The organism is Aeromonas sp. 61P (assembly GCF_051919545.1).
In the GTDB taxonomy this organism is placed as follows: Bacteria; Pseudomonadota; Gammaproteobacteria; order Enterobacterales; family Aeromonadaceae; genus Aeromonas; species Aeromonas veronii.
This window is the reverse complement of the sequence record NZ_JBQBEL010000001.1, coordinates 3,147,899-3,163,831: the sequence shown is the minus strand read 5'-3', so window position 1 is coordinate 3,163,831 and position 15,933 is coordinate 3,147,899. Positions and strand designations below refer to the sequence as shown.

General features: G+C 54.1%; 19 protein-coding genes. 10 read left to right on the top strand and 9 right to left on the bottom strand.

Annotation, left to right across the window (positions count from 1 at the left end; genetic code table 11):
- Positions 1-30: 30 nt before the first annotated feature.
- Together pyrD and ACTG2O_RS15045 are read left to right on the top strand one after the other, a co-directional pair.
- On the top strand, positions 31-1,041 hold the full coding sequence (pyrD, locus tag ACTG2O_RS15050) for a quinone-dependent dihydroorotate dehydrogenase (protein WP_005351917.1): 1,011 nt from the start codon (positions 31-33) through the stop codon (positions 1,039-1,041).
- 90 nt (positions 1,042-1,131) lie between these two features.
- The gene (locus ACTG2O_RS15045; RefSeq protein ID WP_005351916.1) at positions 1,132-1,668 is read left to right on the top strand and encodes a cell division protein ZapC; all 537 of its coding nucleotides are present in this window, start codon (positions 1,132-1,134) and stop codon (positions 1,666-1,668) included.
- On the opposite strand, the gene ACTG2O_RS15040 is transcribed toward ACTG2O_RS15045, so the two are convergent.
- Positions 1,656-1,799: a hypothetical protein gene (locus ACTG2O_RS15040; protein ID WP_339385646.1), complete on the bottom strand. Its 144-nt coding sequence runs from the start codon at positions 1,797-1,799 to the stop codon at positions 1,656-1,658. The genes ACTG2O_RS15045 and ACTG2O_RS15040 overlap by 13 nt on opposite strands.
- 247 nt (positions 1,800-2,046) lie before the next feature.
- Here ACTG2O_RS15040 and ACTG2O_RS15035 point away from each other — a divergent pair, with 247 nt between their 5' ends.
- The 6 genes from ACTG2O_RS15035 to rmf all read left to right on the top strand — a co-directional run bounded on the left by ACTG2O_RS15035 (position 2,047) and on the right by rmf (position 7,326).
- Positions 2,047-2,310 (top strand): type B 50S ribosomal protein L31, encoded by a 264-nt coding sequence (locus ACTG2O_RS15035; RefSeq protein WP_005336598.1) that lies wholly within the window; start codon positions 2,047-2,049, stop codon positions 2,308-2,310.
- Complete coding sequence (gene ykgO, locus ACTG2O_RS15030; protein WP_005336596.1) at positions 2,311-2,436, top strand: type B 50S ribosomal protein L36; 126 nt, start codon at positions 2,311-2,313, stop codon at positions 2,434-2,436.
- Between the two features lie 139 nt (positions 2,437-2,575).
- Positions 2,576-4,771 (top strand): bifunctional 23S rRNA (guanine(2069)-N(7))-methyltransferase RlmK/23S rRNA (guanine(2445)-N(2))-methyltransferase RlmL, encoded by a 2,196-nt coding sequence (rlmKL, locus tag ACTG2O_RS15025; protein ID WP_026035067.1) that lies wholly within the window; start codon positions 2,576-2,578, stop codon positions 4,769-4,771.
- The gene (locus ACTG2O_RS15020) at positions 4,771-5,001 is read left to right on the top strand and encodes a glutaredoxin family protein (protein ID WP_064336064.1); all 231 of its coding nucleotides are present in this window, start codon (positions 4,771-4,773) and stop codon (positions 4,999-5,001) included. Before rlmKL ends, ACTG2O_RS15020 begins: the two co-directional genes overlap by 1 nt.
- Before the next feature lie 73 nt (positions 5,002-5,074).
- Entirely contained in the window at positions 5,075-6,988 is a 1,914-nt protein-coding gene (gene uup, locus ACTG2O_RS15015; protein ID WP_179903896.1) for an ATP-binding cassette ATPase Uup, read from the top strand.
- Between the two features lie 158 nt (positions 6,989-7,146).
- Positions 7,147-7,326 (top strand): ribosome modulation factor, encoded by a 180-nt coding sequence (gene rmf / locus ACTG2O_RS15010; protein ID WP_005315693.1) that lies wholly within the window; start codon positions 7,147-7,149, stop codon positions 7,324-7,326.
- Positions 7,327-7,410: 84 nt separating this feature from the next.
- Here rmf and fabA read toward each other — a convergent pair whose 3' ends face one another.
- Positions 7,411-7,971, bottom strand: a complete 561-nt coding sequence (fabA, locus tag ACTG2O_RS15005; RefSeq protein WP_005336586.1) for a 3-hydroxyacyl-[acyl-carrier-protein] dehydratase FabA — start codon at positions 7,969-7,971, stop codon at positions 7,411-7,413.
- A 77-nt stretch (positions 7,972-8,048) separates the two neighbouring features.
- Complete coding sequence (locus ACTG2O_RS15000) at positions 8,049-10,025, bottom strand: Lon protease family protein (protein ID WP_005336580.1); 1,977 nt, start codon at positions 10,023-10,025, stop codon at positions 8,049-8,051.
- A gap of 129 nt (positions 10,026-10,154) precedes the next feature.
- On the opposite strand from ACTG2O_RS15000, the gene ACTG2O_RS14995 reads away from it, so the two are divergent.
- Positions 10,155-10,391, top strand: a complete 237-nt coding sequence (locus tag ACTG2O_RS14995) for a hypothetical protein (RefSeq protein WP_439976250.1) — start codon at positions 10,155-10,157, stop codon at positions 10,389-10,391.
- Positions 10,392-10,547: 156 nt separating this feature from the next.
- Positions 10,548-10,844, top strand: a complete 297-nt coding sequence (locus ACTG2O_RS14990) for a hypothetical protein (RefSeq protein WP_236292797.1) — start codon at positions 10,548-10,550, stop codon at positions 10,842-10,844.
- A 74-nt stretch (positions 10,845-10,918) separates the two neighbouring features.
- On the opposite strand, the gene ACTG2O_RS14985 is transcribed toward ACTG2O_RS14990, so the two are convergent.
- The 6 genes from ACTG2O_RS14985 to ACTG2O_RS14960 form a co-directional block, all read right to left on the bottom strand.
- The gene (locus tag ACTG2O_RS14985; RefSeq protein WP_439976249.1) at positions 10,919-11,368 is read right to left on the bottom strand and encodes a hypothetical protein; all 450 of its coding nucleotides are present in this window, start codon (positions 11,366-11,368) and stop codon (positions 10,919-10,921) included.
- 482 nt (positions 11,369-11,850) lie between these two features.
- Entirely contained in the window at positions 11,851-13,023 is a 1,173-nt protein-coding gene (locus ACTG2O_RS14980) for a zonular occludens toxin domain-containing protein (protein WP_439976247.1), read from the bottom strand.
- A 9-nt stretch (positions 13,024-13,032) separates the two neighbouring features.
- Positions 13,033-13,350 carry a DUF2523 family protein gene (locus ACTG2O_RS14975; protein ID WP_047440322.1) on the bottom strand — a complete coding sequence of 106 codons (318 nt, stop codon included), beginning with the start codon at positions 13,348-13,350 and terminating at the stop codon, positions 13,033-13,035.
- A 44-nt stretch (positions 13,351-13,394) separates the two neighbouring features.
- On the bottom strand, positions 13,395-15,221 hold the full coding sequence (locus ACTG2O_RS14970) for a hypothetical protein (protein WP_439976244.1): 1,827 nt from the start codon (positions 15,219-15,221) through the stop codon (positions 13,395-13,397).
- Positions 15,222-15,461: 240 nt separating this feature from the next.
- Positions 15,462-15,677 (bottom strand): hypothetical protein, encoded by a 216-nt coding sequence (locus ACTG2O_RS14965; protein ID WP_439976242.1) that lies wholly within the window; start codon positions 15,675-15,677, stop codon positions 15,462-15,464.
- 7 nt (positions 15,678-15,684) lie between these two features.
- Complete coding sequence (locus ACTG2O_RS14960) at positions 15,685-15,846, bottom strand: hypothetical protein (RefSeq protein ID WP_154109889.1); 162 nt, start codon at positions 15,844-15,846, stop codon at positions 15,685-15,687.
- Between the last annotated feature and the right edge of the window lie 87 nt (positions 15,847-15,933).

The following is a 15,933-nucleotide window of genomic DNA, read 5'->3' as shown; positions in this document are numbered from 1 at the left end:
AGTTGCCGGGGCTTTCTTTAAGGAGCAAAGATGTTGTACCCCATCGCCAGGCATTTCCTGTTCAAACTCAATCCGGAACAGGCTCACGATCTCTCCATGAAATATTTGCCCCGCCTTCTCGGTACGCCACTCGATTGTTTCTTCCGCCAGAATTTGCCGAAACGCCCCGTCACTGTCATGGGGCTTTCTTTTGCCAATCCGGTGGGATTGGCGGCCGGTCTGGATAAAGATGGTGAGTGCATTGACGCGCTGGGCGCCATGGGATTTGGTTTTATCGAAGTCGGTACCGTCACCCCCAGACCCCAAAGCGGTAATGACAAGCCGCGCCTGTTCCGGGTTATTCCGGCAGAGGGGATCATCAACCGGATGGGATTCAACAACAAGGGGGTGGATCATCTGGTGGCCAAGGTAAAAGAGGCCAAATATCAGGGAGTCATCGGCATTAATATCGGCAAAAACAAAGACACTCCCATCGAACAGGGCAAGGATGATTACCTGATCTGCATGGACAAGGTTTATGATCATGCCGGTTATATTGCCGTCAATATCTCTTCCCCCAACACCCCGGGTTTGCGTTCACTGCAATATGGCGAGGCGCTGGATGAATTGCTGGCCGCCCTCAAGGTGCGTCAGCAAGAGCTGGCCGCCCAATATAAAAAGTATGTGCCGCTGGCGGTTAAAATTGCCCCGGATTTAAGCCTTGAAGAAATAGATCAGGTGGCCGCTTCGCTGGTACGGAATGGTATTGATGGGGTTATCGCCACCAATACCACCCTCGAGCGCGAGATGATTTATGACATGCCCCACGCCGGTGAAGCGGGTGGCCTGAGTGGTCGTCCGCTGCAGCACAAGAGTACCGAGGTGATCCGTCATCTGGCCAAGGCGCTCAATGGTGTTCTGCCAATTATCGGTGTAGGTGGTATTGATAGTGCCATGGCCGCCCGTGAAAAATTGGCCGCCGGTGCCAGTCTGGTACAAATTTATAGCGGCTTTATTTATAAAGGGCCGGGGTTGGTCAAAGAGATTGTGACCAATATTTAAGAAATAGATGGCGGAGCCCTTTATTTGACGTTGCTGATTTTCTGCATATGGAATAAAGTCAACTGGTAATTATCAAGTAAGGGCTCCAACATGTTTATCCAACCGACCGATAGCTGGCAATGGCACTATGATGCCCAGAGTGACCGTCTGATGTTGGACCTGTCTGATAACATGTTATTTGCGACCGAGTATAAAGGGCGGCAATTGGTGCCCAGCTCGTTTGCGACCCAACCTTTTTGTGTCGATGATGCCGCCCTCTATTATCAGTTGATGGATAAAGCAGCCGAACTTGAGTGGAGTATTCCGCATCAGGTTCAGTTGGTGCTTAATGCCATCGCGGTCAGTCGCTTTTATAAACCTTTGATGCCGCAAAGCTGGTTTTTTAGTGAACAGCATCCGCAAGTGATCCCGCAAAACGGTGATCTGGTCCTGATGAATACACCCCATGGCAACGGCGAATTTATGGTCATTGAGGCAGGGGATCAGGCTAGCGTCTGTTTGAACCTCACTGCCGATCTGGTATTGACCACCAGTAAAAACTTGCCGCGTTTCGGGGTGATCAAAGTGATGAATAACCGGATGAAACCGCGTATTACCGTGACCGAGCAATATCGTCAGGTCAGTTGATATATTTTCATCAATCTTTTTATCTCTGTGATTACACTGCTGCTTGTTTTTACTGTTGTCACCTCAATCGCGCCTCGTTTCTGATACTTCATTGATCCGCGAACATCTTGCCCATTCTGATTGATCTTCATGGTTGTGATCCAGCCTCTCCTGAGGCTTGTTACACTCACTTGCACCTTGTGTTCTAACCCACGCAGTATCTTGGTCTTCCGCGCAGCAAGCATGGTGTCTCCCTCTTGTTTCGTTCTGCTTGTGTAGTGCCTCCACCTCAGCATCAACACATCACTCACTGCAGCGATTTTCTTCATACGACATTTTATGCTTGAAACGAGAGCTATTCTCACTTACATTTTGTTATAACATAAAAATGGGGTTGCCATGAAGCCTCATATTCACCCGGATTATCGTTTGGTGCTGTTCCATGACACGGCAGCAGATGCCTTTTTCCTGGTCGGTTCAACCATCAAGAGCGACCGCCGCTACACGTGGCAAGACGGGAAGGAGTATCCCTATGTGTCGCTCGATGTTTCCAGCCAGTCGCACTCGTTCTATACCGGCAAGCAGAAGCAGGTATCGAGCGAGGGGAGTGTGGCCCGTTTCAACAAGCGCTTTGGCGCATTTTCAAGCAAGAAGGAGTCCTGAATGCAGGTCGTCTGTTCACTCAAATCCGCACGGGCACGTCATCCTGATTGTCAGTTGGTGCGCCGCCGGGGCAAATTGTTCGTGATTTGCAAAAGCAATCCCCGTTTCAAGGCTCGTATGAAGTGATGCGCTAAATGATGTTTGGCCCCATGATCTCGCCATCGGGTAGTCATGGGGCCTTTTACCTTTTCGCCACCTATCAATCTGTTTCCATCCTGCTGTTTGCGCCGACTTTTGCATGCTCCAGCCCGCCTGATGAGGTATAATACGGCACTATTTTTATGGGTTCCCCGTGAGCGTGATGAAAGAATTTTTTGCAACCTGCCCCAAGGGGCTGGAAAACCTGTTGGCCGATGAGCTGACCAATCTTGGCGCAGAGCAGGTCCGTGAGACCGTGGCTGGCGTCCATTTCAAAGGCGAACTGGCGATTGGCTACAAGGCCTGCCTGTGGAGCCGTTTTGCCTCCCGTATCGTGCTGGTGCTCTCCGAATTCCAGATGAACGACGATCTGGATCTCTATCTGGGCGCCCACACCATTCCCTGGGAAGAGCACTTCTCCGGTACCTCTACCATCGCGGTGGACTTTACCGGTACCAACCCTGCCATTCGCAATACCCAATATGGCGCGCTGAAGATCAAGGATGCCATCGTCGACCGCTTCACCAAGCGCGGTCACGTGCGTCCGGACGTGGACAAGAAGTCGCCGGATATCCGTATCATGGCGCACCTGGGCAAGGGCAAGGCCAATATCACGCTGGACTTGTCAGGCCCGGCGTTGCACCAGCGTTTCTATCGTCAAGGCACCGGTGAAGCCCCCCTCAAAGAGAACCTGGCCTGCGCCATGATTGCCCGTAGTGGCTGGGCCGGTGAGCCCATGATGGACCCGATGTGCGGTTCCGGTACCTTGCTGATTGAAGCGGCCTTTATTGCCGCCGACATGGCGCCTGCGCTGCGCCGCGAGCGCTTCGGTTTCGATCGCTGGCTGCAGCACGATAGCGAACTGTGGCAGAGCCTGATGATGGAAGCGCAAGTGCGTGCCAAACGCGGCATGCAACGTTGCGAAGTGAAGCTGTTTGGCTGTGATGCCGACCAGCGCGTGCTGCTCAAAGCTCGCGACAATGCCAAAGCGGCCGGTGTGGCCCATCTCATCACCTTCAAGCAGGCCGATGTCACCAAGCTGGAAAACCCGCTGCCGATGCCTGCCCCTGTTGAAGGGGAAGAAGGTCAAGGGGAGGCCCGCCAGGTCGGCATGCTTATCTCCAACCCGCCTTATGGGGAGCGTCTTGGCGAGTTCCCGGCGCTGTTGGAAGTGCATCAGGCGCTGGGCGATGCTCTGCGTCGCAGCTTCCAGGGGTGGAGAGTCTCCATTCTGTCCGCATCACCCGAGCTGCTCAGCTGTCTGCGCCTGCGCGCCGACAAGCAATATCGCCTGTTCAACGGCGCTCTCGAGTGTCAGCTGCGCAACTACCAGATCGCGCTCGATGCCGTCGCCTCGCAAAAAGAGGTGGCGCAGGACTTTGCCAACCGTCTGCGCAAGAATCTGAAAGCGCTCGAGAAGTGGGCCAAGAAAGAGAATCTCGACTGCTACCGTCTCTACGACGCCGATCTGCCTGAGTACAACGCCGCCATCGACCGCTATCAGGACTACTTGGTGGTGCAGGAGTACGCGGCGCCCAAGGATATCCCCGCCCAGAAGACCCGTCAGCGTCTGCTCGACATGGTGCAGGCCGCCATCAAGGTGACCGGCATGGATGGCGAGAAGGTGATCCTGAAGGTGCGCGAGCGTCAGGAAGGCAAACAGCAGTATCAGAAGCTCTCTGAAGAGCAGCACCGGATGGAAGTGCAGGAGTACGGTGCCCGTCTGTGGGTCAACCTCTACGACTATCTCGATACCGGCCTGTTCCTCGACCACCGTCAGACTCGCCGCATGCTGGGTCAGATGGCAAAGGGCAAGCGCTTCCTGAACCTGTTTGCCTACACCGGCAGTGCCACCGTGCACGCAGGTCTTGGCGGTGCCAGCGAAACCACCACAGTCGACATGTCTCACACCTACCTGAACTGGGCGCAGGACAACATGCGTCTCAACTCGCTGGTGGGCCGTCAGCACAAGTTTGTCCAGGCTGATTGCCTGAAGTGGTTGTCTGAAGCCGATGAACAGTACGACCTCATCTTCATCGATCCGCCCACCTTCTCCAACTCCAAGCGGATGGATGAGAGCTTCGACGTGCAGCGCGATCACCTGTTGCTGATGCAGCACCTGAAGCGCCTGCTGGCGGCGGACGGCACTCTGGTCTTCTCCAACAACAAGCGTCACTTCAAGATGGATCTGGCCGGTCTAGAGGCCACTGGTCTCAAGGCCCAGAACATCACCCAGAAGACGCGACCGAAGGATTTCGAACGTAACCAGCACATCCACAACTGCTGGATCATCACCCATGCGCCGGAGCAAGGCGAGGCGTGATGCTGACCCTGTTTCATACCGACGGTTGCCACCTGTGCGAGCAGGCCTGGGCGCTGGTGGAGGAGGCTGGTCTTGCCACCGCCACCCGCCAGTGCGACATCATGGATGATGAGCAGTGGCTTGCCGCCTATCGGGTGCGCATTCCGGTGCTGCGTGACGAAGCAGGCCGCGAGCTCGGTTGGCCCTTCACACTGGCCGAGCTAAAAAGCTGGGCCGCCCGTCAGGGGTGAGAGTGATTTGACGATAAAACGGGGGCAGACCCAGTCTGCTGCCCGTTTTTTTCATATGAAATAAGGAACACACATGGCTCTTTTAACATTGCACGGCGCATGTCTGTCGTTCAGTGATTTCCCGCTGCTCGACAATGCCGAATTGACCATCGAGCGGGGCGAGCGCCTCTGTCTGGTTGGCCGCAACGGGGCTGGCAAGTCCACCCTGATGAAGGTCATTGCCAGCGAATTGCCGCTGGATGACGGGCGTCTGGTGCTGCAACAAGATTTGAAAGTGACCCGCCTTGAGCAGGATCCGCCTGCTTCCAGCGAGCTGACGGTGTTTGACTATGCCGCCGAAGGGCTGGCGGGGGTGGGTGAGTTGCTCAAGCAGTACCACCACATCTCCATGGAGCTGGCGAGCGATCCGTCAGATGCCAACATTCGCAAGATGAGCGAGTTGCAAGAGCAGCTCGATTATCAGAACGGCTGGCAATTCGAGACCCGCATCAGTCAGGTGTTGACCCTGCTGGGGCTGGATCCTGACGTGACCCTCGACAGCCTCTCCGGCGGCTGGCTGCGCAAAGTGGCGCTGGCCCGTGCGCTGGCTTGCGATCCCGACTTGTTGCTGCTCGATGAGCCGACCAACCACCTGGACATCGAAGCCATCAACTGGCTGGAAGATTTCCTCAAGGATTTTCGCGGCGCCATCGTCTTTATCTCTCACGATCGGGAGTTCATCCACAAGCTGGCGACCCGGATCATCGATCTCGATCGCGGCGCCATCACCTCCTGGCCGGGTAACTACGACGAGTATCTGCAGGGGAAAGAGGAGTGGCTGCGGGTCGAAGAGCTGAAAAATGCCGAGTTCGACCGCAAACTGGCCCAGGAAGAGGTGTGGGTGCGTCAGGGTATCAAGGCTCGCCGTACCCGTAACGAAGGTCGGGTGCGCGCCCTTGAGGCAATGCGCATGGAGCGCAGCCAGCGCCGCGAGCTGCAGGGCAAGGCCAAGCTGCAACTGGACGAGGTCAATCGCTCCGGCAAGCTGGTGTTCGAGACTGAAGGGCTGGGGCTGGACTTTGGCGATCGCACCCTGTTCAAGGGGCTCGATCTGCAAGTGCTGCGCGGCGACAAAATTGCGCTGGTCGGCCCCAATGGCTGCGGCAAATCGACCCTGATCAAGCTGTTGCTGGGTCAGCTTGAGCCAACCCGTGGCACCGTCAAGGGGGGCACCAATCTGGAGGTGGCCTACTTCGATCAGTACCGCGAGCAGCTCGATCCCGAGCAGACCGTGGTGGACAACGTCGGGGAGGGCAAGCAGGAGGTGATGGTGCGCGGCCGCTCCCGTCACATTCTTGGTTACCTGCAGGACTTCCTGTTCGAGCCCAAGCGGGCCCGTACGCCGGTCAAGGCGCTCTCCGGTGGCGAGAAGAACCGGCTGCTGCTGGCCAAGCTGTTCCTCAAGCCGAGCAACCTGCTGATCCTCGATGAACCGACCAACGATCTGGATGTGGAAACCCTGGAACTGCTGGAAGAGCTGCTTTCCGACTACCCCGGCACCCTGCTGCTGGTCAGTCACGATCGTCGCTTCATCGACAACACAGTGACCGGCTGCTGGCTGTTTGAAGGGGATGGCCGCATCAGCGATTACGTGGGTGGTTACGCCGACATGATGGCGACCCGCGAACAGCAGAACGCTCAACAACAGGCCAAGAGTGCAACGGTCAAGGCGCCCGAGCCGGTCGTTGCCGCCGCGCCAGAAGCGCCGAAGAAAAGCAAGAAGCTCTCCTACAAGCTGCAGCTTGAACTGGAAGGGTTGCCTGCTCGTCTTGAGCAGCTGGAAGCCGAGCTGGATGCGCTGCAAAGCGAGATCAACCAGCCCGGGTTCTTCTCGCTGCCGGCAGATAAAACCCAGCCGAAACTGGATGCGCTCAATGCCGCTGAAGCCGCGCTGGAGCAGGCATTTGCTCGCTGGGAAGAGCTGGAAGGACTCAAAAATCAGGAGTAAGTTCCCTGTAATTAAAACTTAATCCAGTTCAGTGCCTTGTGTCACATAGCCCGGTTAGGGTGGAAGTTTTTGTTTGACCCAGTGCGCTCGCAGGAGTAAAGATGAAAGCGACCGATGCAGAATTGGTCGCTTTTTTTGTTCCACGAAGAGGGTCGTAGATGATGAAGAGACAGAAGCGGGACCGTCTGGAAAGAGCTCGTGCTCGTGGTTATCAGGCTGGCGTGGTCGGCAAACAGAAAGAAGCGTGTCCGTATCAATGCCTGGATGCCCGAGGGCATTGGCTTGGTGGTTGGCGTGACGCCATGGAAGGGCGGGGCTCAGGCCTCTTCATGAAGTAGCAGGTACTTCATCACTCATTACAAAAGGAAAGGGGCCGTTGTGGCCCCTTTGCGTTAATGCTGTTTTACCACCAATCAGAGAGATCAGAATGCGGTGGTATCTTTGAACAGGCCCACTTTCAGATCGGTGGCGCTGTAGATCGGACGGCCGTCAACTTCGACCACACCATCAGCAATCCCCATCACCAGCTTGCGGTTGATGACGCGCTTGAAGGTGATCTTGTAGGTCACTTTCTTGGCAGTCGGCAGGATCTGGCCGGTGAATTTCACTTCACCCACGCCCAGAGCACGCCCCTTGCCGGGGCCACCTTTCCAGCCCAGGAAGAAGCCAACCAGCTGCCACATGGCGTCCAGACCGAGACAGCCAGGCATCACAGGATCACCCGGGAAGTGGCAATCGAAGAACCAGAGATCCGGAGTAATGTCGAGCTCAGCCAGGATCTCGCCCTTGCCGTGTTCGCCGCCGTTGTCATTGATCTTGACGATGCGGTCCATCATCAACATGTTGGGGGCAGGCAGCTGACTGTTACCCTCACCAAACAGTTCGCCACGGCTGCAAGCCAGCAGCTCTTCACGGGTAAAAGAGTTCTTGCCCTGTTCGCACAGGGAAAGGCGGGCTTCCATGGTGGTATTGTCTACGGTCACGCGGTATTTCCTTCAAATGGGTCAAAGCCGGGCCAATTTAGCTTACAGTTGTTCGCTAAACAACTCCGATCACTTCATCAGCGGCCAAACAGGCGCCCCAGCAGGGATTGCAGCAGTCCGACTTTGGCAGTGGAGCCGTTCAACTCGTCCAACCGCTCCTGAATACGGCCAAACAGGGTATCGGGCATATCAGGCTCACCGGCGACACAGCCAGTCAGCAACTCGATGGCCTCTTCCACATGATCCACCGGGTGGATGTGGAACTGGCCTGCTTCAACCGCTGCAATCACCTCGTCAGAGAGGTTTAGCTGCTGGATGTTGGTGCCCGGCAAAATGATCCCTTGCTTGCCGGTGATGCCGTGGATTTTGCACACCCGGAAGAAGCCTTCAATCTTCTCGTTCACTCCACCAACGGCCTGCACATTGCCAAACTGATCGACCGCACCGGTCACGGCGAAGTGCTGATAGATAGGCTGGCGGGCGAGGGCAGAGAGCAGGGCACACAAGCCGGTCAGTGAGGCACTGTCGCCATCAATTTCGTGGTAAGACTGCTCGAACACCAGATTGGCCGACAGGGGGGAGGGGTTCTCTGCACCAAATTTGTTGGAGAGATAGCCGTGGATAATCATCATCGCCTTGGCGTGGATATGACCGGCCAGCTCCGCTTTGCGCTCGATATCCGCCACATCGCCATCACCAAGGTGTACGGTAGCGGTGAGGCGCACCGGCTCGCCGAAGTCATAAGGGTGACCGGAGACCTGAATGACCGACAGGCCGTTGATCTGGCCAATCTCTTCGCCATCGGTTTGCAGCAGGATCTGACCGTCGATAACCCCCTGATCTGACTGCTCAACCAGATAGTTGAGGCGGTAATCCTGCTCCTCCAGTGCGCCACGGATATGCTCGTCGGTGACCACATCAGATTCCAGCTCCCGGGCCAGACTGTCAGCCATCCGCATGATGGCGGAGAGTTGCACTTCGGAGAGCGACAGCCACTCCTGATGGTCACAGAGGCGGCTGGCATGACGACAAAGGGCGGCGAGGGCGGCTGGTGTGAAGTCCAGCAGACTCCAACGCTGGCGCAGCCAAGCCAGGTACTGCAGAAATTCCTGCAGATCCTCTTCAATATTCACCTCTGATACCAGATCCGCGCGCAGGAAGATGCGCTCGGACATATCCCGATCCAGCATCTGGAACTCGGCCACATCGAGTCGGTCACCCACCAGGATCAGCTTGAGCTTGATGGGGGTCGCTTCGGGTGCGAAGAAGGGGGTTAGGGTTTTCCCTTCCTGATAAGCGTTCCAGTCCAGCTCTCCTTTTTGCATGGCATTTTTCAGTTTGAACCAGAGGTGCGGCTGATCCAGCAGCTCGTCCAGTTGCAAAATGAGGTAACCGCCGTTGGCTTCGCGCAGCAGACCGGGCTCCAAAAGGTGCTGGTTGGCATAGACTGAGCCTTGCTCGGTCTGGTAGTTGATGGAGCCAAAAAGGGTATCCCAGTTGAGATCACGGCCATAAATTACCGGCGCTTCCTGCGCTTCGTGGTGGATCAGCAGGTTGATCAGAATGGGGTGCTGGAACTCCAGACCCAATGCCACATGAGCCGCCAGATCAGAGAGGAAATCATCGATTTTCGGATCATTGTTCTGCTTGCGCATGATGCGGGTCACGATGCGTTCGGCATCGAGATGGTGGCTCAACAGCTTGAGCAGCTCGCCAACCATTTCGCAAAACTCGACGCCGGTGCCCGGTTGCAGGCGCAGCCAGATAGGCTTGTAGGGGTTGTTCAGATTCTCGGTGTAGCAGAGATCAAACAGGTCACCATCCTTGCCATTGGAGTCGGCAATCAACGTTTGGCAAACGCCTTCGTAATCTGCGCCGGGGAACCCGTTGAGCAGCATGACCGGACAGTCACCATCAAAACTGGCAAGACGTTTGATGCCGGAAATGGCTCTGGGTTGCAGCGCAGCAAAGGGGATAGGTTCAAGCTCGCTGAGCTTGGGGAACTGTTCAATCGCAAAAGCGGGTTTTAATTGTTCTGATGTTAATTCAGCCACTTAAGACATCCGGTCGAAGATAGGATCAATTGTTGCCATTATACACAGTTCAATAAGTGGTGACAGGAAACAAGATATTCCATTTAACATAATATACATTATGCGCAATGACGGATGCGGGAGGACGGAATGAAGAGAACTGTGCAATGGAGCCGCTTTGATGCGGTTGACTGCTTGGCCACCGAGGCCGACATGGTTGCCTATCTGCTGGCAGCTCTTGAAGATGGCGATCCGGCGCTGCTGACTGCGGCGTTTGACGATGTGGAGCGTGCTCGCGCCAAACTGCGTGGCCAGCCGAGCTACACACTGGAAGAACTGTTGGCTCAGTGTGACCCCAATGCCACGTTACCAGGTGAGATAATTTAACCTCCAAGTTTGAGTGAGCCGACACGCAGGAAGAACTGTTGGTCAAAGTTGCCAATGAAGGTAAGTCATTGAAATGTGGGGAATTGTTCCGTGGGTGCGCGGTGATGCATAATTGACTCCGGTGAAGCATCACCGAGTAACTACAGAGGATCTCCCATGACGACCAGCAACACCTATGCCTATGAGAAGCTGCTTAGCGCACTGACCTATATTTATGAGCGTGGAACTCCAGCTCAGGCGCTCAATGAGATTTATGGGCAGATGTTGGCTCACATCTCAGCAGAGAACGATTTACCAGTAGAGCTGAGACCAAAGTTCGAAAACTTGTGTGCTTTAATTGAATGCTTGCCGGACTCGCTTTACAAAGAACGAGATTTGGAAGTGATCAGAGATAGCATGTCTGCTTTATATGGTCTTCTGTTCCAATTCCCTGGCTATACACCTCATAAGTGATAGGAATGTCATTCAGATAAGCAAATGCCGATAACCCTATTTATCGGCATCTTCGTTAGAGATAACAGGCGGCACTAATAAACTATTGAACTTACTTCTCCACGGGAAATCTTCGACATTTCAATGAAGTCATATTTTGCGGTGTCAGGGAGAGCCTGAAAGAGTTTGGCGATGTATGTTTGATCTTCTGACAAGCGCTGCATTCTACGATATGCATCATCTACTGGAATTGTGGTCAATACCCCCTTCCCTTCACACCAGATGCTAAAGATTGCAGCGTTTACGCCCACTCTCTCCATCAGTTCGATAGCAGATAGGTTGCTGACGTCGAGTTTGGCAAGAACCTCCTCCCCCAACGGCTTCAAGTAGTGGTGCTCCCCATCGAACGGAGGAAGCGATTGAAAAAATGCAATTTTGGACTGAGTGAGATTGAAATGCTGTTCATATCGAACCTCACTCTTCGCCTTCCTAGCCGCCTTTGCTTTCTGCTTGGAGCGTTGCGCTCGCTTTTCTTTGCTGGCCACGATCAACTTCCCTATCAATGAGTGCGAGCCATATGGTGCTACCACATGGATAAACATTCAAGACAACACAGCTGGAATGGATTAACCAAATGTCCCATTTTGAGACAAGAGTCCACTATTAAAGACAGTGGACTCTGGGGCCACGGATGCCCCCTCCCCCCCAGGGTCAGCGCGGGGCATCTAGCGCGCGCAAGAGCCGATGTAGCTCACAAAAGCAGGGTGCTGCGCTTGCTGGATACGTCTCATCAGAGCAACAAGTTGCTCAGCCGAGCCGCATCGCCGATGAACACCAAGAGGGATGACCTACGCATAATCACCCCCCCTAGCTGCAAATGAGAGCCTGGCAGCGAATGGATGGGGCCAACAAATTGCGCATGCGCAAAAGTTTCTCATGCGAAACTCGGGGCCCATGACCAACCTTGAGACTCTACCCCGCAAGCGGGGGCCCCTTCTCAAGGTTGTTCCTGGAATACGTGGAGGCGCTAGTTCAGGGGAAGCGCAGCGAGTGCCATCGTTGCCGAGCTTTCTTGCTGGGGCTTGTTGCCCTGACAGTACAGAAAATGCTCCCGTTCATCATATACCAAGCGCAGCAGACAAGGCCCAAGGGAATAGACCTGATAACCGGCCATCATTAAGTCGCTCAGTTTCATTGAGAAGTAATAGGCATTGTTGCCCTTGGCCTCCAGGTAGTACTCGAACTGGGCATGAAACTTACCGGTATTGTCCTTATAGGATGTATCCGCCCAGCCGGTAATGGTGATATCAAACTTGGAGAATGGGGCTTCCTGCACGCTTTTAGCAGGGGTGGTCGGCATGACTGGTGCCGCCGCCTTCACTTCTGGGTCAGAAGGCGCTGGTGATGCTGCTGCCTGCTCTACCGGCACAGATACCGGCGCTGGGTCATCACTGCCCAGCATATTGAACAGGGACTTTACGCTCATCGGGACACCGATGAAGATGAGGATCACCGCCAACCACAACCACCATCTTTTCCACAGCGGCACAATGTCGGAGGCTTTGGCCTCCTGAACACTGCCTTCTGTTTGGGTATGTGACTTGTAGAACGGGAAGAACGTCTTGTCGTACCGGCGAACAGACTCAGAGAGGCAGGTTGCGCGAGCCCCAGCACCATCGAGTACTTTGCGGGTGTAGGTTTTATCAGAGCCCGCAGCGGCGTGTTTGCTGACCAAGAACTGGATCTCGATCATGTCACGCAGATCCTTGTGCACCTTCCCCAGGGACTGGGTCATAAACAGAATGTCGTGGCCGTAATGACGGTGCATGGAGAAGTATTCTAGGCAGTTGATGAGGTCATCGCTCGCCTTCTTGTTACGCCCTGCTCGGGGGTATTGGAAGTGACATTCATCAATGACAAACAGCGGGCCTTGCCCCTGCTCGTTGCGCCACTCCTCCTGGGTGAAGTGCTCGGGGTCAGAGAACGCCTTGATAGCGCCGTGCTCCCGACTAAAGCCATCCTGACGAACCTCAACGAGATCCCTCACCTCCTCGCCAAACACGGCGATCAGATGATCCATCATCAACGGCAGGTTGGTGACCACACGACGGCCTTCCTTGATGGCTGGGATCACGTGAAATGCGACTGCTTCATACGATTTGCCAGAGCCGGGACGGCCAACAATGATGTTTAGTGCCATGTTGCCTCCTTATGAACCGAGTCTGGTGAAGGGGATCAACTGGAGGATCAGGCGAACGCCAATCGCCGTCACAATGATGGCTGAGGCATCATTCACCCCCGCGATGGCCATGATGTTTTGCACATCAGCGGGGAGCATGGAGAAGTACTGAATGATGTTCATGGCCCCGAGCATGGAGCCAAGGCCGGAGATAGCCAGGTGAACAATCGACAAGATCGCTTCAAAGAGGAAGCAGGCCAAATCCTTGAGCATGTCAAAGAGCGAGAGCAGCAGTGAATAGAGCAGGTTCAGGAAGTCATTCCAGCGGTGAGCAAACCAATCAAGCATGAGAGCACCTCATTTTTCGCATGAGAAAATCAAGCAGCGCGGACTTAGCCGCCGAACACTAAACGCCTGGCCAGCAAGCCGGCGCAGAAGATGACGAAAGCACGAATGGCTATCCAGACATTCGGCGGCACGGTCAGTTGATGGCAGCCGAAGTCAGCGAACCCCATGTCAAAACAGATTGTCCAGGTAGGGTATTCCCCTCCCCCTGACAGCTGTAGACGAAAGCCATTAAGCCAGTCAAAAAGCGCGGTGTGTTGCAGCTCTTGCGTGAATCCGCTCCATACGCCTGCCATCCCAGCGGGATAACGAGACTTCCACCAAGAGGTTCCCTGCGCGGTATCGGGCAGGGTTTGTGCGGGGACGCTGGTTGTGAAGGTGTCGGAAAGCAGCCGGTTAGTTTCATCAATCCGCGTTTCTACGCCATGAAGGTCAACGGCGTTGGTCGTAGCCAATAGCTCATTGGTGCGGTCGAGACGAGATTCCAGGCCGCCAAGGTTGGAGACGGTAACAGAGCTGGGTATGCTGCCAGTGCCAGTGCCAGTGCCAGTGCCAGTGCCAGTGCCAGAACCGGAGCCTGTGCCGGTTCCCGAGCCAGTCCCAGAACCAGTTCCTGACCCCGTACCCGTCCCAGAGCCTGATCCAGTGTTGCCACCTTCACCTGGAACGGTTGGTTTCGGGCCGGTGATAACAGGGCGAATTACACCGCCTGCAATTGCGCCAGTATCTGGGTCTGTAGTTGGTTTGCCGGTGATAACGGAATTAATGGCATCACCATATATTGGGTCAGTGACGGGAGGCAGTGGCTTACCCGATGGTAATACAACGGGAGGTGTCCCAATAATATCGAAGTCTGGGCGGTTATCAGGCTTAACCGGAATGACAACTGAGTTATCTACTAGGTGAGGCTTGGGAAGACGGGTGCCTGGATTTTTCATGTCCTGCAAATAGTGTTCAGGGATAGTACCATCAACGCTGACACCATCGAGAACACTCGCTACAGACTCTTCCAAAACCTCTTCCTTATTAGTTGACTCAACTTTAAGCAAAGCAGTTTGGTAATCATATGAAACGGCAGAAGTTACAACGGATGATTTAACCATTGTGTCATTTCTGTATTCATTAACGACAATGTCAACATCATAGGCATAGCGGTAGTTCGTACCTGAAACACCAAAGAAAACCTTAGATAAGGGATTGGCCTCACAGCGGTTAAAAAAGCGAACAATAGTATTGTTTGGCGGGGTCACATCCTCACGGTAGAACTTACATGTCGGGTTGGTATCCAAATACTGTGATGTACGGATTGAAAGGACGCTGTTGGCTTCCTCAGTGATATAAGAAACACAGGTGGCCATATCTAAGGCTTTGTCACCTTGCTTGTAATAAGGGTCATCACTTTTGTTTCTGGAAGGGTCAGGGAGGCCTGTAAATCTGTCTGGAGGAATACAGCTAGAAACTGGGGTTGAATCGGCGTAGGGGGCGTAACTGAACTCCTTCATAAGATCACAGTCAAGGAATCCTGAAGAAGAAAAATCGCAACGTTTGACGTTATCAAGGTTATCACCATTGAGCGTTATTCCGTAACGCTTGAGCTGGAAAGAAAGCATACCGTAGGGGTCGATCTTCAAATCCTCCTTTGCGAAGTTTTTAAGCAACGGCGGAGTTGATATTGCAACAGCAGTAACAGCAGCAGCGCCCGCGGCGTACTGGACGGCCAGACGAGTAGCTAGGGTTCTGCCCGTCCAGATTGCGGCTTGTTCGGCCATAGCCATTACCACGGGGGCAAATGCCGGTAAGAACGCGCGTGCTTGGTTGACAGGCATCCAGGCGGTGAAAAAGCACAATGAGTAAACAAGGAGTCTGCGCCACATATGGTGCTCCAAGAAATTTAGCGGCTAAATTTTTCGCATGAGAAAATGGCGCTGTAATATGTTGTAAAACGCTACAACATATTACAGTTGGCTTGCGTGGCTAAAAGTTTCGCATGAGAAACTTTCCGTTAGAAAAGGGGGCTTATGCCCCCTTCATTCCCATAACAAACGCCATTCCTGATAGTCCCCCTATCGTAATAATTGACGACATGAAGACGATATAGGCAAAGGAAGCGGTCATTAGGCTTTGCTGACCAAGCGTTTGGCCAAGGAGATCCCCTTGGTTGCCAGCGCGATGCCAACAATAGTGACACCGGCACTTGCAACGAAGGTTACAACCGTTCCCAAATTGACAGCAGCAAACATCTGGTCAAGAGCCGATGTTTCTCCGGCAGCAAAAGCCGGTGCAGAAGCTGCAACGATGATTACAGGAATAGCTTTTTTGACAATAGACATAAGTACCTCACAAGAGATTAATTACTTTTTTCGCTACACCGATAGCGAAGCCAGGAAACCAACCGAGAACAACAACTGCGCCAAACGCCCATGAAAACATAATGGCGATATCTGACGGTGCTATATCAACGGTGGATTGTTTATATTCCTCTACGGTTTGGATAATCATAGAGGAACATTCTTTTACAGGGATATCTGTCTGATACAGAAATCCCTGTTCATTAACAGCGATGCAATAAGCCATTTTTGCCTATGG

Excerpts from the sequence above, each read along its gene's own strand:
- pyrD (WP_005351917.1), top strand. The coding sequence starts at position 31 with ATGTTGTACCCCATCGCCAGGCATTTCCTGTTCAAACTCAATCCGGAA.
- ACTG2O_RS15045 (WP_005351916.1), top strand. The coding sequence starts at position 1,132 with ATGTTTATCCAACCGACCGATAGCTGGCAATGGCACTATGATGCCCAG.
- ACTG2O_RS15040 (WP_339385646.1), bottom strand. The coding sequence starts at position 1,799 with ATGAAGATCAATCAGAATGGGCAAGATGTTCGCGGATCAATGAAGTAT.
- ACTG2O_RS15035 (WP_005336598.1), top strand. The coding sequence starts at position 2,047 with ATGAAGCCTCATATTCACCCGGATTATCGTTTGGTGCTGTTCCATGAC.
- ykgO (WP_005336596.1), top strand. The coding sequence starts at position 2,311 with ATGCAGGTCGTCTGTTCACTCAAATCCGCACGGGCACGTCATCCTGAT.
- ACTG2O_RS15020 (WP_064336064.1), top strand. The coding sequence starts at position 4,771 with ATGCTGACCCTGTTTCATACCGACGGTTGCCACCTGTGCGAGCAGGCC.
- uup (WP_179903896.1), top strand. The coding sequence starts at position 5,075 with ATGGCTCTTTTAACATTGCACGGCGCATGTCTGTCGTTCAGTGATTTC.
- rmf (WP_005315693.1), top strand. The coding sequence starts at position 7,147 with ATGATGAAGAGACAGAAGCGGGACCGTCTGGAAAGAGCTCGTGCTCGT.
- ACTG2O_RS14995 (WP_439976250.1), top strand. The coding sequence starts at position 10,155 with ATGAAGAGAACTGTGCAATGGAGCCGCTTTGATGCGGTTGACTGCTTG.
- ACTG2O_RS14990 (WP_236292797.1), top strand. The coding sequence starts at position 10,548 with ATGACGACCAGCAACACCTATGCCTATGAGAAGCTGCTTAGCGCACTG.
- ACTG2O_RS14980 (WP_439976247.1), bottom strand. The coding sequence starts at position 13,023 with ATGGCACTAAACATCATTGTTGGCCGTCCCGGCTCTGGCAAATCGTAT.
- ACTG2O_RS14975 (WP_047440322.1), bottom strand. The coding sequence starts at position 13,350 with ATGCTTGATTGGTTTGCTCACCGCTGGAATGACTTCCTGAACCTGCTC.
- ACTG2O_RS14970 (WP_439976244.1), bottom strand. The coding sequence starts at position 15,221 with ATGTGGCGCAGACTCCTTGTTTACTCATTGTGCTTTTTCACCGCCTGG.
- ACTG2O_RS14965 (WP_439976242.1), bottom strand. The coding sequence starts at position 15,677 with ATGTCTATTGTCAAAAAAGCTATTCCTGTAATCATCGTTGCAGCTTCT.
- ACTG2O_RS14960 (WP_154109889.1), bottom strand. The coding sequence starts at position 15,846 with ATGATTATCCAAACCGTAGAGGAATATAAACAATCCACCGTTGATATA.